The 14627-nt window shown below is 59.0% G+C and carries 14 protein-coding genes; all 14 read left to right on the forward strand.

The window, feature by feature from the left end:
- The first annotated feature begins 12 nt into the window (after nucleotides 1-12).
- The 14 genes from PAF17_RS16010 (at nucleotide 13) to PAF17_RS16075 (ending at nucleotide 14545) form a co-directional block, all read left to right on the forward strand.
- Nucleotides 13-1113, forward strand: coding sequence for a hypothetical protein (locus PAF17_RS16010; protein ID WP_271890113.1), 1101 nt, complete (start codon nucleotides 13-15; stop codon nucleotides 1111-1113).
- Nucleotides 1114-1128: 15 nt separating this feature from the next.
- Entirely contained in the window at nucleotides 1129-1347 is a 219-nt protein-coding gene (locus PAF17_RS16015) for a hypothetical protein (protein ID WP_271890114.1), read from the forward strand.
- 61 nt (nucleotides 1348-1408) lie between these two features.
- Entirely contained in the window at nucleotides 1409-2521 is a 1113-nt protein-coding gene (locus tag PAF17_RS16020) for a N4-gp56 family major capsid protein (RefSeq protein WP_271890115.1), read from the forward strand.
- Between the two features lie 71 nt (nucleotides 2522-2592).
- Nucleotides 2593-3039 (forward strand): hypothetical protein, encoded by a 447-nt coding sequence (locus PAF17_RS16025; RefSeq protein WP_271890116.1) that lies wholly within the window; start codon nucleotides 2593-2595, stop codon nucleotides 3037-3039.
- A gap of 66 nt (nucleotides 3040-3105) precedes the next feature.
- The gene (locus tag PAF17_RS16030) at nucleotides 3106-3636 is read left to right on the forward strand and encodes a hypothetical protein (RefSeq protein WP_271890117.1); all 531 of its coding nucleotides are present in this window, start codon (nucleotides 3106-3108) and stop codon (nucleotides 3634-3636) included.
- Between the two features lie 12 nt (nucleotides 3637-3648).
- Entirely contained in the window at nucleotides 3649-4347 is a 699-nt protein-coding gene (locus PAF17_RS16035; RefSeq protein ID WP_271890118.1) for a phage adaptor protein, read from the forward strand.
- A gap of 6 nt (nucleotides 4348-4353) precedes the next feature.
- Nucleotides 4354-5004 (forward strand): hypothetical protein, encoded by a 651-nt coding sequence (locus PAF17_RS16040; protein WP_271890119.1) that lies wholly within the window; start codon nucleotides 4354-4356, stop codon nucleotides 5002-5004.
- 1 nt (nucleotide 5005) lies between these two features.
- The gene (locus PAF17_RS16045) at nucleotides 5006-6583 is read left to right on the forward strand and encodes a hypothetical protein (protein WP_271890120.1); all 1578 of its coding nucleotides are present in this window, start codon (nucleotides 5006-5008) and stop codon (nucleotides 6581-6583) included.
- Nucleotides 6580-9930 (forward strand): hypothetical protein, encoded by a 3351-nt coding sequence (locus tag PAF17_RS16050; protein WP_271890121.1) that lies wholly within the window; start codon nucleotides 6580-6582, stop codon nucleotides 9928-9930. Before PAF17_RS16045 ends, PAF17_RS16050 begins: the two co-directional genes overlap by 4 nt.
- Nucleotides 9927-10553, forward strand: a complete 627-nt coding sequence (locus PAF17_RS16055; RefSeq protein ID WP_271890122.1) for a hypothetical protein — start codon at nucleotides 9927-9929, stop codon at nucleotides 10551-10553. Before PAF17_RS16050 ends, PAF17_RS16055 begins: the two co-directional genes overlap by 4 nt.
- 12 nt (nucleotides 10554-10565) lie before the next feature.
- Nucleotides 10566-11057 (forward strand): GNAT family N-acetyltransferase, encoded by a 492-nt coding sequence (locus PAF17_RS16060; RefSeq protein ID WP_271890123.1) that lies wholly within the window; start codon nucleotides 10566-10568, stop codon nucleotides 11055-11057.
- Between the two features lie 5 nt (nucleotides 11058-11062).
- A complete protein-coding gene (locus PAF17_RS16065; RefSeq protein ID WP_271890124.1) occupies nucleotides 11063-12019 on the forward strand; it encodes a tail fiber domain-containing protein in 957 nt (318 codons plus the stop codon).
- Nucleotides 12020-12129: 110 nt separating this feature from the next.
- Nucleotides 12130-12750, forward strand: a complete 621-nt coding sequence (locus tag PAF17_RS16070) for a hypothetical protein (protein WP_271890125.1) — start codon at nucleotides 12130-12132, stop codon at nucleotides 12748-12750.
- Between the two features lie 4 nt (nucleotides 12751-12754).
- Entirely contained in the window at nucleotides 12755-14545 is a 1791-nt protein-coding gene (locus tag PAF17_RS16075; RefSeq protein ID WP_271890126.1) for a hypothetical protein, read from the forward strand.
- Nucleotides 14546-14627 lie beyond the last annotated feature (82 nt).

The raw sequence follows: 14627 nt of genomic DNA on the forward strand, positions 1-14627 counted from the left end.
AGGAGAAAGCGCATGAATACCCAGACCGATGAAGATCTGAAAGCCGCCGCACTTCCCCCGCGGTTCACCTTTGACGAAATCAAAGACATTTTCGAGGATGACGAACTTGTCCGCATGGCGGATGATGGCGAGGTTGATCTTCCCGACGACTTCAAGCGCCCCCAGCCGCGCGAAGAACGCCAGAGCGCGGCACAAACCATCATGGCCGGCGCGCAGCCGGCCGAAGATGATGACCAGGCAGACAACGACCAGACCGGCGAGAATGAAGGTAAAGGCGACGAGGGAGCGCCCGATGGTGACGGGCAATCCGATGCCGATGCCGATGCCTCAAACAAGCCCGAGGACGAGGACGACGCGAAAGCCGAGGACAAGGCAGGCGCGGAAGATGACGCCATGTCGAAAATCCCCGAGCCCGAGCGCGACATTCGGGACGCCAGCGACCACCAGAAGGTCATTGACGAATTTGATGACCGGCTGACCGAAATCAATGATGCATATGATGACGGCGAACTGACCAGCGCCGAAATGCGCGAGAAGATCAAGGATCTGAACAAAGAATACGCGACGGCGCAACGCGAGGTAGGCGACATCGAGCGCCACAACGAACGCCAGGAAGAAGAATACCGCAGCGCGTGGTTCTCGAAAACCGATGCCTTCATGCAGCAGCATCCCGAATATGCCGGCAAAGAAAAGATCGACGGCGTGGACGGCAGCGCGATGGAAGTGTTTGACCAGTCGTTGCGCTTTGTGACCGGCAACGCGAACTATCAGAGCATGACCATGGATCAGAAGATCCGTGAAGCAGCCAAGATCGCGGATGCCTATGTCGAGCAGCAGACCGGCAAGAAGCTGACCGACCCAGCGCCGAAACAGGATGTCGGGAAAGATGGTGGCAAGGCGAAGGAAGCCGATACCGAGACGATTGGTGACGGTCCCAAGCGCGGCCCGCGTCCCGAGGCTCCGCGCACATTGGCGAACGTGACTACCGCGACGGACAATGAAATCACCGATGGCCGCTTCGCTGCCGTCGATCGGGCTGACGGGCTTGAGGCAGAGCGGGAAATTTCCCGAATGTCGGAAGCCGAACGGGAAGCCTATTTGCGCGGCGAATAAGGATCAGGTGCATCAATGCTGGTGAAGAATGTTCAAATGGCGAATGGACCGGTCAGGATCAAGGTCGGGGATACCACCTTTGTCCTGATGCGCGCCCGTGGCCGAACCGTGAAGATCGGCATTGATGCGCCCCGCGAAATCGCCGTCGAGGTCAATTCAGGCGATGACAAGGAAGCCCTCTTGGATGCTGTTGAGAAATCAATTCAGTCTGTGGTAAAAGGGGATCACGACTGATCCGCATAGGACGTGCCGACTAGTCACAAACCCGTTGGTCTGTGATTGAAAGGAACAACCTATGCAGACGATTGTTGGCGTAAACGACCCGCGCGCCGTGAAGCGTTGGGCAAACGCCCTCGCAGCCGATACCGAAAAACAGATGTATTTCACCCGCTTCATCGGCAAGGGTGAAAACAACATGATCGAACGCAAGGTCGAACTGGAATCCGATGCCGGCGACCGCGTGTCCTTCGACCTGTCGATGCGCCTGCGCGGGGGCATGTCCTATGGTGACGAGCCCGTTGAAGGTCGCGAGGAAAGCCTGACCCTCTACACCGATGAAGTTCTGATCGACCAGGCCCGCAAAGGCGCCGACGCGGGTGGCCGCATGTCGCGCAAGCGCACCCTGCACGATCTGCGCATGATCGCGAAGGACCGCACCGCCGAATACGTCGCTGAATGGGGCGATGAACTGTTCATGGTCTATCTGTCGGGCGATGCTGCCATGTCGGCCGCGAACGAGGACGCCAAGATCAAAGGCCCGTTTGCCGGGAATCCGATTCAGGCTCCCGATCCGGCACATATGGCCTATGGCGGTAGCGCAAACTCCAAAGCCACGCTGACCAGCGCCAACAAGATGACCCGTGACTTGATCGAGCGCGTCAGCGTCATCCCCCGGATGATGAACGCAATCGACCCCGATACGGTCAAGATGTCGCCCATCACCGTCGAAGGTGGCGGCAAGCACTTCGTCACGCTGATGTCGCCATGGCAGATGCACGACATGCGCACCGAAGCCGGGGAACGCTCCTGGTCCGAAATGCAGAAGGCCGCAGCTGGCGCCGAAGGCCGCAAGAACCCGATTTTCACCGGCTCGGCCGGCATGATCAACAACGTGGTTCTTCACGAGCATGAAAACGTGCGCCGCTTCACCGATTACGGTGCCGGTCAGGACGTTCATGCGGCGCGCGCGCTGTTCCTCGGCCGTCAGGCCGGTGTGGTTGCCTATGGCGAAGCCGGGAACAAGACCCGTTTCCAGTGGACCGAGGAAACCAAGGACGCCGGCAACCGTGTCGCGATCTATGCAGGTTGCATCATGGGCGCCAAGAAAACCCGGTTCAACGGCCGCGATTTCGGCGTCATCGCCGTCGACACCGCGTCCACGAACCCGAACCCCGTCATCGCAGCGTAAGGGCTGACCTGACCGTGATCCGGTCCCAATAACGGGGCCGGATTCCACCCGCCAATCGCAGGAGAAACGAAATGGCGATCAAGAAATCCAATTTCACGGGCGGCAATGGTCGGCTGCAACTGCACTCGCCCTATGTTGCCAAGGTGCCCGCTGTCGCGATCATCGAACACACCTTCACCGAGGCTGTCGGCGCTGCCGATATTCTCGAACTGGCATATCTGCCGCCCTACTGTCGCATCCTTGAGGCCGAATTGCTGACGGTCGGGACCGCCGCAGTCACCTTCGATGTTGGCCTCATGTCCGGCCCGGTTGGCTCGAACGATCCGGCCCGGACCTGTGGCGCAGAACTGTTCGATTCCGTGACGCCCACCACCCAGGAGAATGCCGAACTGGCCGACCTTGTGGCGATCAGCAAGGCGCAGGAAGCCCGCTCCATCGGCGTTGTTCCTTCCGGCACCGTGGCCGCAGCCGCAGGCACCAAGCTGTATCTGCGCCTCACCTATGCGGTGAACGACTAAGCCCGAACGGGCGAAACATATCCCCGTGCCGCCAAGGCGCGGGGTCTGTCAAACGGAGAGGAACCAATGGAAATCGAACGGATCATTCGCGAACCCAAGGGATCTGTCATCACCCTCGGCGCCGCATCGTATCATTTCAGGCCCATCGAGGTTGACGGCCCCCATGTGGCGAACGTCGATGATAAGGGCCACGCCCGCCTGTTGCTGGGCATCAAGGAAGGCTATCGCCCCTTTGGCGATGACGCAGCCAAGGCGGCAGAAGAACTGTTTTCGACCAGCCAGGCCGGCACCGCGAACAAGCTGGATGGCGAAGAAATCACCAAGGCACTCGCAAAGGCCGCTGATGCGGAAGTCCAGAAGGCCAAGCAGGATCAGCAGGATCAGCAGGGCCAGACTGACACCGAGGCCGACGCGGGCGCGGGCGAAGATGCCCCGAGCGGCGAGCCTGTCAGCGAAGGCGAAGCCGAATTGCAGGCCTTGTCCGATGACGAACTGCGCGCGCGCTTCGAGGAAGCCGTTGGCCGCAAGGCGCATCACCGGATGCTGGCTGAAACCATGATCGCGCAAATCCTCGCAAGCGCCGACTCCGAAGAATAAGGAACCACCCCCATGGCGTTCACGGCTGCATCGGTGATGAAGCGGGCGAATACGATCCTGCAAGACGTTGGTGCAGTCCGTTGGACGGCCCCTGAACTGCGCGACTGGCTGAACGAGGCGCAGCGCGCAATCGTGCTGGCAAAGCCGAACGCCCTCAGTGGATCGGTGACCCTGACACTCGCATCAGGAACCAAGCAGACAATCCCCGCGCAATATACGGTCCTGTCACGGGTCGTTCGCAATGTCGGGAACGGCAACCGCGCCGTTCGGACCATGGCGCGGCGCGAAATCCTCGATTCACAGATCCCCGGTTGGCACGACACGGCCACCCTGCCCTTCGCGGCATCTGTCCAGTATGTCTGGCAAGACCCCATGAGCCCCCGCGAGTTCTATGTGGTCCCCGGAAATGACGGGAATGGAGAGGTTGAGGCACTTGTTGGCCGGAACCCGACCGACATTCCGCTTGCCCCGGGCGGCGGTCTGGACATTGACGATTACACGACTACAAGCGAGTTCGAGGATATTTACCAAGGTATCCTGCTCGACTTCGTGCTGTTCCGCGCCTTCTCGAAAGACGGGGATGCGCCCGACGCCGCGGCGCAGGCCGGAAGCCACCTGACGCTTGCCACCAATGCGCTGACCGCCCTTGGTGCATCGCAGACGGCCGCAAGCCTTGCCATGCAGTATATGACGGCAGCGGCAGCGGGGTAACGGCTCATGCCGACAATGGTAAGCACCCGTGAACTGTTGCCCCTGATCGCGCCTTTCGCGCCGACCTGTCCTGATTTCATCACGGCACAGCAGGCGCGGTTCGCTGCGATCGAGTTCTGCGAACGCAGCCGCGCATGGCGACATGTCGTCACGACCACCGTGACGGATCGGGAAATGACGCCCGTTGTCCCTGACACCGCGACCATCCATGAAATCGAGTTCGCGGAATGGGGCGAAAGTCGCGACAAGCTGACCCCCGTTCAGTTCTCGACCATCAAGGGCGATATTGAAGGCCGGCCGCACTACGTCACGCAGGTAAACCCCCACGCGATCACGGTCAGCCCGTTTGAGGAAGGGGAAATCAGGATCAGCATGTTCCTTAAGCCCCTGTCCGCAACCGAGTATGGAAGCGACCCGGCCAACCCGCTTGAGGATCGGTTCAACGTCATCCCCGATTTCTTTGTGTCGATACATGGCTCGACCCTCGCAGCCGGAACGCTGGCGCGCATCCTGTCTATCCCCGACGAGCCATGGACCAACCCGCAAGAGGCGCAGCGATACTGGATGATCTTCCAGGACAAGCTGAACCAGTCTTTCCGCGCCAACATGCGCGGCCAGCAAAGGGCCCCGATCAGGACCAGATTCAAGGATTTCTGACATGCGGATAAAACTGCAAGGCTTCTCGGGGGAAATGCCGCGTGTCGAACCCTACTATCTTGCCGATCAGGTTCCGGTATCGAACCGCAACGCTGCCATGCGGGGCGGTTCTCTTTCGCCATTCCGGCAAAACTCGCTGACAGTCCATACATTCCCCGCCAACCGGCAATCCATCTATCTTCACGGGGCCGAATGGATCGGCTGGGATCATGTCGTGAATGTGGTTCCCGGTCCCGTCGCTGATGACCGCCTTTACATAACTCATGACAACGCCGCGCCCACGCTGCGATACAATGGCGCTGAATACCCGCTTGCCCTCAACGCCCCCACGCAAAGGCCTGTCCTGACCATCGTTGGCACCGTGGATCAGGATATAGCGGACTATGTGGCCTATGCTTACACATGGGTGACGCAGCTGGGCGAGGAAAGCGCACCGTCGCCCCTGTCTGCCCGCATCCTGTGGTCCGAAGGCACTGACGTTCAGGTTGACAACATGGACGGAACGCCACCGGCCGGTAGGCTGGTGACGCACAAGCGGATCTATCGCGCCGTCACGTCGACAACAGGCGCAACCGATCTGTTCTTCGTGAAGGAAGTCCCAGCCACCGATACCGTCTTTGTCCACGACATCGAGGCCGACCCGATAGCAGAGGCGATACCGACCGCAGATTTCGGGCCGGTGCCAAGCAACCTGCGCGGCATAACGGCAATGCCCAATGGCATCATGGCAGGATTTCGGGGAAAGGAACTGTGGTTCTGCGAACCTTACCAGCCACACGCCTGGCCATCGTCCTACGTCCTGACCACCAATGACCCGATCGTGGGTCTTTCGGCCTTTGGCACCACCCTTGCGGTTCTGACAACGGGAACGCCCTATGTCGTTCAAGGTCTGCACCCTGACAGCATGGCCATGGAAAAGGTCGAACAGCCTTTCCCCTGCATGTCGGCGCGTGGCGTTGTGGATATGGGATATTCCGCCGTTTTCCCGTCGACTGACGGGCTTGTCAGCCTATCCGCCCAAGGTGGCGCGCTTCTGACCAGAAACATCTGGACGCGTGAACAATGGCAGGAGATGCGGCCGACAACGATGCGCGCGGCGCGGTTCGGTTCACTCTATGGGTTCAGCTATATCCCCGCCTCGGGCGGCGGGCGGCGCATGTGTTTCATCGACCCGGCGGCAAGTGAACCATCCGTCATGCGCGTGAACGACAACGGCACGGCATTTTATACCCATGTCGAAAGCGGATTCACCTATATGCTGGCCGACAATCAGCGCGAAATTGTCGCCTTCGATGACGCGACACGTCCAAAGCGGTCTTATGTCTGGCGCTCCAAGCCGTTCCGCCTGCCCTATGAGCAGTCGATGGGCGCGCTAAAGATCGAGACTGACGGCGCGGACGGCGAAACCGTGACCGCATCCATCTATGCAGACGGACAGCTTTTCCATTCCACCAGCACGACCAACAGAGACGCCAGATTGCCCGCAGGTCTGGCAAGGACATGGCAGGTCGAACTTTCAGGAACCGCAACCGTCCTTAGCTTCGCCATGGCGCGCACGATCAAGGAACTGAACCAGTGAACGCCGCGATCGACCCGAAGCTGAAATCTCGCATCGAGGAAGTCTTGGGCTTGCGCGGGCGCAAGGACAATCATGCCGTTCGGTTCAAAGACCTGTCCAAGATCGTCACAGCCACAAATTCGGCGGAAGTGTCAAAGATTGCCGAGCGTGTCGCCCGCGAAATCGCGGAGGGATATGACAATGCGAATGTCGATCTTTCACAGTTGGAAGCGGACATCGATGCAGCCATGCAGCAGGCGGCAGCGGCGGCAGCGGCAGCGGCGAACGCCCAAAGCACCGCAAACAACGCCAACGCATATTCCGACCAGGTATCGCAGCAGGTGCGCGATGATTTGGCGGTTGAGTTCGCGGCAGCACAGCAGGCAGCGGCACAGGCACTTGAACATGCCGACGAAGCCGAGCAATGGGCCATTTCCTCAGAGGCGAATGTTACCCGCCTGTTCCCCAGCGATTTCGGGGATGAAGGTCGGTTCTGGACCAGCGACCGCAGCGCGCGGCCGGAAAATCCGGCAGTCCAGCCCGACGATTCAGAGTTCCTGCAAGAAGCCATCGTTGGGGATTTCATCCGCCTGCACGACATTGCCGATGACAACCAGTTTGTTGTTTCCAGAGGCGTGACCGAGTTCATCCCCGGAAACACCTTGCGCATTACCGTGGTCACACGCCACCTTGGGCAAACATCGTCCAAGCTGCGCACCGTCCTGTGCGGGTTGAGGTCGGATTACTCTTTCCGCCGATCGACGGGTTCCAGAAACGTCATGCCGACCGCCCCGGATGAATGGCAGACGGTCGTTGCCGAGGTCGAGGTTCCAGAGAAGCTGGGCGGCGAGGTCTGGCTGCGCGCGGGCGTTTACACGGCCTCGGGCGCAACACCGGACTCCACGATCGACGTTGCCATGATCCGCATAGAGGATGTGACCGCGCTGAAAGCGGCCGAAGGATCGGCGGCGGCGGCGGAAATCGCCCGCAGCGATGCCGTGGTTGCCTCAGGCAATGCGCAGGGCGCCGCATCGGCAGCAGCGACAAGCCAGAGCCTTGCGGCAGACAGCGCCGCGCAGAGCGCCACCGAGGCGGGTGTGGCAGAGGGTGCAAGGCAGCAGGCCGAGAATAGCGCATCGGCAGCAGCGGACAGCGCCACGACCGCCAGCAGCGCGGCCACGACCGCAGGCAGCAGCGCCTATGCCGCCGATCAGTCCCGCATCGCAGCAGAGGCAGCGCGCGACGGCGCCGATGATGCCAGATCAAGTGCTGAAATCGCGCGCGATGATGCCGTGCTTGCGAGGCAAGATTCCGAGGACGCGGCGGCGGCGGCCCAAACCAGCCTCGAACTGACGGCCGAAGTGTCCGGGCGTGACATGTCGGTAATCAACGACACGTTCCTAATTTCGTCGGACTGGTCAAGATGGTCCAGCCAAGGCGATCTTACGCAGCTTGAAAACAGCGTCTATCCGATCGGACGTGATTGGCGCTTTCAGGTTACGGATACGCAAAGCGACGGCTTGCAAATAGATAGTTCAGCAGATTCAACCTGGTTGGGACAAGTCAACGCCGATGCCTACGCGGTTGAGGTGGAATTTACCTTGAGTTCTGGTTCGTTGGATGGCGCGGCAATCGGCGTAAACTGGACAACGACTCAGGGAGGATTCCACCCTGATAGAAAACTCTTGAAAGATATTGTATCAGGACCAGCCTACATCGGCAAAACACAGCTTGCGCGCGCGATCTTCAAGCGGCCACCAGGTTATCCAAGTTCTCAAGACCACGACAAGACAATCCTGATTGTCAACGCGAATACAGATTGGAACGGCTGGACCCGCGCCGCCAAGACGATCACCTTCCACCGCGTTTCAATCCGGCCGGCATCGCAGGAGGAATTGGGGTCAGGCGAGGTCGAGGCGGGTGTTCGGGCCAATATCCTGCAAGAATACCTGACGGCCGCAGATACCCAGCAGGCGATTGCGGACGTGCAGCAATCCCTGACCGCCAGCATCGGTCAGGTAAGCGCAACGGTCGACAGCCATTCGACCGCGATTGCCGATCTGAACGGGAACGCCAGCGCAATCGTCGGGTTCGCTGTTCAGGCCGGCAATGCTGTTTCCCTGCTCGACCTGATCGCGGGTGACGGTTCGGCGGGCTCTTACTCGATCGCCAAGATTGAAGCGCAACAGATCTTGCTTAAAGGCAGCGTGTCCATGGATATGCTGACGATCATGGACCTTTCGGGAAACATGGTTCCCGATGCGGCAATGGTCAGCGCGAGTTCCTGGGATGTAGAAAATTCCAGCGATTGGACTATGATTTCGCCCCAATCATTTAATTGGGTCAAAGGCGAAAGTGCCGGAGAAATCCGCACCACCCGCACCGGATCTTATCAAGCCAAAAACAGCCTGCCCTTCTCTGTCAAAGAAGGTGAGAGCTACGCGTTCAAGGGACTTATCCGGTCCATCGGAAGCGGCAACCCCTCTGCACAAATCACGGTAGGGTGGCTCGACAATAATGAAACCCTTCTCAGCCAGGATGTGATCGTAGGTCTAGGCGAAAGCGGCTTTAGCGAAGATGAAGGCGTATTTGCTGCCCCGGAAGATGCCCGCAAAGCGATGATCCGCTTGCGAGTGTTTGACTCCAATCAAGCCACCATCGGTTTTTCATCTGTAAGTTGCGTTCGGCAAAGAAGCGGCGTGACGCTTCTTACACCTGACAGCATCACCACCCCCCTTGTCGCTACGGATGCGATTATCGCGCGGCATGTGCGCGCCGGGGAGATAGAGGCGGATCACGTCAACACCAACTCCTTCAGGAGCGCGGGCCTTGCCGTTTTCGGCGGCGACTTGCGATCGGAAAACTATAACGCATCGAACGGAACCGGCTGGCGCATCACGCAATCCGGCAACATGTATATGCCACATGCCAGCGTCGGAACGCTTGAAATTGCCGGGCGCGCGATCACCGCGCCGAGAATTGCAAGAAGGTCATCAGACTACACAACGCCTGCTAATGGGAACTGGCATACAATTCTTTCCTTCACCTTCACCCCGGCATCTTCCAATTCTGATCTTTTGATCATCGCCTTGGTAAACGGCATGTCAGAAAGGTGGGCAAGGATAAATGGTCAAGAATACAGGCCAATCTCTCAAATGCGGGTAACTTGGCGAGGGTCAGGTTTAGGTCTGTATGATCCAAAGGAAAAACGAACGCACATAGACGTTCTGACAAATGTTGGCGGATCTTCAGGGACACTCGCCCTGCAAGTCAGAAACAACGGAGACACATCAGCGCCGGGAGGTGTTGATATTGATTTCAGTCTCAGGGACGGAGTTGATTTTTTCTGTTGGGAAATGAAACGATGATTCAGGTCACGATATACGACGACACAGGAGAAATCCTGCAAACAATGGAAGTTGCGGACGAAGCCGAAGCCGCAATGAATGTTCCATCAGGCGGCGGGTATATTCTGGGTTCATATAATGACGCAGAGTATTACGTTCAGAATGGGGTTATCGCGGCAATACCGGAAAAACCGGCCGATCATCTGATTTTCAATAAGGTCACGGGCCAATGGGAAGATCCGCGCAGTCAGGCCATGTATGATGGTGCGCTGCATCAAGCACGTTTGGCGGCCGAAATCCCGACGAACCTTGCTTTTCTGCGTTTTGCCGAGGCTGGGGCATTCCCCATGTCAGAACTGGCTGACGATACCACCTCGCTTCCCGCTACGGTCGAGGAGTTTCTGAACCTTCCCGGATTCACGCCGGCACAGCATGACGCGATCAAGGCCGGTCTTAAATCGTGGCCAACAGTTTCAAGAGGTCTGACAAGACTCGTCGGCCCCTTGCATCCCGATGACCCGGGCGACGGGTTGCCGTATTTTGTCCCGTGGCTTTCCTCGGAGAAGGGAATCACGATCACGGATGAAACTCTGGATGGGATATTCGAAGTCGATATGCCGCCACCCATCTACACACCGGAATAGGAAGGGGAACCAGTGTCTAAGATCATTTACAGCACCGAAATGCAAAAGAACCACTTGAAAGCCGCGGAGGAACTGACCGGTTCCGATGGCTTCATGAAGGATGCGGTTTCCATCGCGGCATATCGCGCCGATGATAAAGGAAAGCCTGGCGATCTTCTTTGCGTTGCCGTGTTCGAGTCGTTCCGAGGTGGCCGCGCCGAGTTCCACCTTGGCATGTCGGGTGGCAAGAATATGAACCTCGAAATCATCCAGGCACTTACCTACATTTCATTCCATCCCCGGCACTTCGATCTTGATTGCCTTCTCGCGCGCATCCCCGTCGAAAACGTCAACGCGATTTGCACCCTTCTGAAAATCGGTTTCCAGATCGAGTATCGTGACAGGGGTTCCGTTGCAGGCGGCGGCGATGGTATTGTGCTGTCATTGTTGAGGGACAATGTTTTGGCCGCTGCCGGGCCTTCTGACAAAGACTATCGGTCGCAGATGACCGATCAGCAGGAGTAAGGCATATGGGCGGCGGAGGCAGCGCACCTAGTCCAGACAAGAATATTGGCATCGCCGCACTGAAATCGGCAGATGTCGGTGAGCAGCTTCTTTCGTTCATGAAAGATCAGTCTGAGGTCACGAATGAATGGGCCGAAGAAGATCGGTCACGTTTCAAAAACGTGTTCGAGCCATTGCAGGACCAATATATCGCGGATGCGAAATCTTGGGATACCGAGCGCAGGCGCAGGAGCGAAGCGCGCGATGCGATTGCCGATGTTCGCCTGCAAAGCAGAACGGCCAACGGAACGCGGGTTCGACAGGCCATGGCTATGGGCGTCAATCCGGCGTCTGGCCGGTTCCAGTCCGCAAGCCAGAAACAGGGCATGGACCAGTCCCTTGCCGCGATCGGTGCCGGAAACCTTGCGCGCGATCGCGTTCAGGCGCAGGGCGAACAGAAGGTTGCCAACGCGATCAACCTTGGCTCCGGCATGGCGGTAAACCCCGCAACCTCGATCGGCCTATCCAACGGCGCGATGCAGGCCGGCGCGGGCGGTGCCATGTCGGGATACAATACGCAGGGAAGTCTGCTCAACACGCAGTATCAGCAGGAAATGCAGGCATATCAGGCCGATCAAAGCAATGCATCCGGCATCATGGGCGCAGTCGGCACGGTTGCAGGCATGATGTCAGGAAACCCGCTTGCCATGCTGTCATCCAAGGACGCAAAGACCGACAAGAAGGCGATGAAAGACGGTGAAGCCCTTGGCGCGGTTCGCAAGATGCCGGTCGAAACATGGTCCTACAAGCCAGGCATGGGCGATGGTGGCGCGCATGTCGGGCCCTATGCCGAGGATTTCCTCCAGGCGACGGGAAAAGGCGACGGCAAGTCTATCCCTGTTCAGGATCTCGTCGGCCTGACCCTTGGCGCAGTCCGCGACGTGGCAAACAAGGTCGATCGTCTTGAAAAGAGGGCATCGTAATGGCGGTAGGTAATTCACTCGCGGCATTTGCCGAAGGCTTTGCCGGATCGCGCGAACGCATCAAGGAGCGCAAGGAACGGGAACTCGACCGCGCCGACCGTGGCCGGATGATGGACATAATGGAAATGCAGGCCCAGAACGGGCAAGCCTTCGCCGGTCCACAGCATCAATATGGCGGCATGGGCGCGGTTCCTGATCCGGCATCTTCGATCGGCGCAGATCCGGGGAGTTTCCGCGCATCCAATGGCGGTCTTTTTGACCTTCTCGACCAACATGAAGGCGCAGGTGGGTATGATACCCTTTATGGACATGCGCAAAAGAATGGACCGTTCTCGGGAACAAAAGTCAGCAACATGACAGTTGGGGAGGCTATCGACTTCTCAAGACCTGATGGAGCCTATGCCCAGCACGTCAAAGGACAGGTCGGACGCATCGCCACGCCTATGGGCCGCGGACAGATCGTCGGGACAACTCTACGACGCACGGCCGAACAGATGGGGATCGACCCATCCACACCGTTTAATGCGGCAACGCAGGATGCCATGATCAACCACCTTGCCGCAAACCGCCTCAGATCAGCCAGAACTATGGACGGAAAGATCAGAGGGCTTCGGGCTGAATGGGAAGGTTTCAAGCATGTTCCTGACGCGCAGCTTGCATCAGCCATCACGAATTTTGAAAACACGCATATGGGCCGGTCTATGGGCGCACGACCGCCAGTGAAAGGGTGATGAAATGAGCGGATTGGGAGCAGGCATTGCGGCTCTGGTCAACGGGTATGTCGGCGGCAAGGACATAAAGCAACGCTGGGAAGATCGAGCCGACCAAAAGGAATGGAACAAGGAACTGCGAGACTTCCGGCGAAAAGCCGAGGGCCGTCTTGCAGATCGGCATGGATGGGCGGGTGAACAGCAAGGCTGGGCGCGCGATCGGCATGGCGCGTTCATGGACCAGTCCGAGCAGCGGAGCCGAGCCTTTGAACAGGCATGGAATGATGACCAGTCGATGCGTGGCGCGTTCGACGGCGCAGTTTCCGCGGCTGAATCCGGCCTGGTAACTCCGACAGAGCCCGAACAGGTCACGTCAGCCTCAACCAAGGGACCGGTTCAAGCGGTTCCTATGGGGGTTTCGCCCGATGCCCCCCAGGTTAGCGCCCAATCCCCACAGGTTAGCGACCAATCGCCCCAACTTGGCGCCCAGCCTCCGCAGGTCGATCCTCTTTTCTCGGATGCCGGTGACGGCAGGGTCTATTCCATGCGCCCGCCACGCAATGCCGAGGAAAAGGCGCAGATCGCGCTTGCGGCGAAAGAGGGGCGGCTGATCGTTGATGACGCGACCGCCCAACGCCAAGGCGAGATTGACCGCATCGGGAACGCGCGGGCGACAGCAGGACCGGTGCAGCAGGCTATCATGGCCGACCCCGATCACCGATATGGACAATCGGGCGGCGCGGGTGCCGATGTGGTCGAGGCCGGAAAGGCTGTTGCCCGAGGCGCGGCCAATACCGTCGACGCGGCGGCGAATATCGGCCTGCGCGGGGTTCGTCAGGTCAACAAGGTGGTCAATCCTATCAGCGAGTGGATCACCGGCAAAAACTTCGGGGAGCCTGCAAACGCGGATTGGAGCGGCGGCGCGCGGGATCAGATGCCGGCACCCGCACGACCCAAAGGCGCCACGAAGGTCGAGGCCGACACCGCAGCCGGCGCTGCGCAGGTGATCGACCAGGTGGGCGACAGCCCCGCTATGCAGGCGGCGGCAGAGGCAACACCGCTTGGCGTGAAGCCCGGTCAGCCAATGACGGTCAGGCAGCGCAAGGACGCAGCGGATTCGTTCATGCAAAGCTACATCAAGAACGGTGCGCCCGTGGTCATCAAGGAAATGATGCGCCAAGGCAAGTTCAGCGAAGCGGAATCGCTTCAAGCATTCATCAAGGATGAGTCCGCACAGGAAGGCTTGCGCCAATGGTCGGGCGCGGTGTTCGCGGCGCTGAATGGCGATGTCGAGACAGCCGCCGAGGCGATGATGGATGCCTATAACAGCGCGGGCTATTACGATGACGGGTTTGAAATCCTCAAGGACGAGACTTCTTTGATCCGCGATGACAGCGGTGAAGTGACCGGCGTTAGACTGGCGATGAAGAACCAGCAGACCGGACAGGTTTCGATTCAGGAAGAAAGCATTTCTGACGTAATCAACAAGGGGCTTTGGCTCACGTCGCCCGAGCAGGCGATGCAAAGCTATATCGCCCGGCAACAAGCGGTTCAGGACAGGCTTCTTGAAGCCGATCAGAAGCGTCAGGAAGCCGCGATCGAACTTATCAAGAATGCCCCGAAGGAAATCAGGGAAATGGCCCAATTCCTGATGGAACAGGACGTGGAACGCCGGAAGAACTCCTTTGGACGGGATGAAACACCCCCGCTCACGCCCGAGGAAGCCATGGCGCAGGCGCAGGCTCTTATCGCAGGAGGCGGCGCGGCACAGCCGCAGGCGGGTGGCGAAACCCCGGTTCTCCGTAGAGGGGGGTGAGGCTTGAGGCGCGGGTTCCTGTTGTGGCATAAAGACGGGAACGGGCGGCATAGGACGTGACCCCGTAGGACATTCTCAACCT

The sequence above is a fragment of the Paracoccus onchidii genome, from assembly GCF_028294535.1.
Lineage (GTDB): Bacteria > Pseudomonadota > Alphaproteobacteria > Rhodobacterales > Rhodobacteraceae > Paracoccus > Paracoccus onchidii.

Coding starts and splice junctions, on each gene's coding strand:
- PAF17_RS16065 (WP_271890124.1), top strand. CDS start 11,063: ATGGGCGGCGGAGGCAGCGCACCTAGTCCAGACAAGAATATTGGCATC.
- PAF17_RS16045 (WP_271890120.1), top strand. CDS start 5,006: ATGCGGATAAAACTGCAAGGCTTCTCGGGGGAAATGCCGCGTGTCGAA.
- PAF17_RS16015 (WP_271890114.1), top strand. CDS start 1,129: ATGCTGGTGAAGAATGTTCAAATGGCGAATGGACCGGTCAGGATCAAG.
- PAF17_RS16025 (WP_271890116.1), top strand. CDS start 2,593: ATGGCGATCAAGAAATCCAATTTCACGGGCGGCAATGGTCGGCTGCAA.
- PAF17_RS16010 (WP_271890113.1), top strand. CDS start 13: ATGAATACCCAGACCGATGAAGATCTGAAAGCCGCCGCACTTCCCCCG.
- PAF17_RS16030 (WP_271890117.1), top strand. CDS start 3,106: ATGGAAATCGAACGGATCATTCGCGAACCCAAGGGATCTGTCATCACC.
- PAF17_RS16040 (WP_271890119.1), top strand. CDS start 4,354: ATGCCGACAATGGTAAGCACCCGTGAACTGTTGCCCCTGATCGCGCCT.
- PAF17_RS16055 (WP_271890122.1), top strand. CDS start 9,927: ATGATTCAGGTCACGATATACGACGACACAGGAGAAATCCTGCAAACA.
- PAF17_RS16070 (WP_271890125.1), top strand. CDS start 12,130: ATGGACATAATGGAAATGCAGGCCCAGAACGGGCAAGCCTTCGCCGGT.
- PAF17_RS16020 (WP_271890115.1), top strand. CDS start 1,409: ATGCAGACGATTGTTGGCGTAAACGACCCGCGCGCCGTGAAGCGTTGG.
- PAF17_RS16035 (WP_271890118.1), top strand. CDS start 3,649: ATGGCGTTCACGGCTGCATCGGTGATGAAGCGGGCGAATACGATCCTG.
- PAF17_RS16075 (WP_271890126.1), top strand. CDS start 12,755: ATGAGCGGATTGGGAGCAGGCATTGCGGCTCTGGTCAACGGGTATGTC.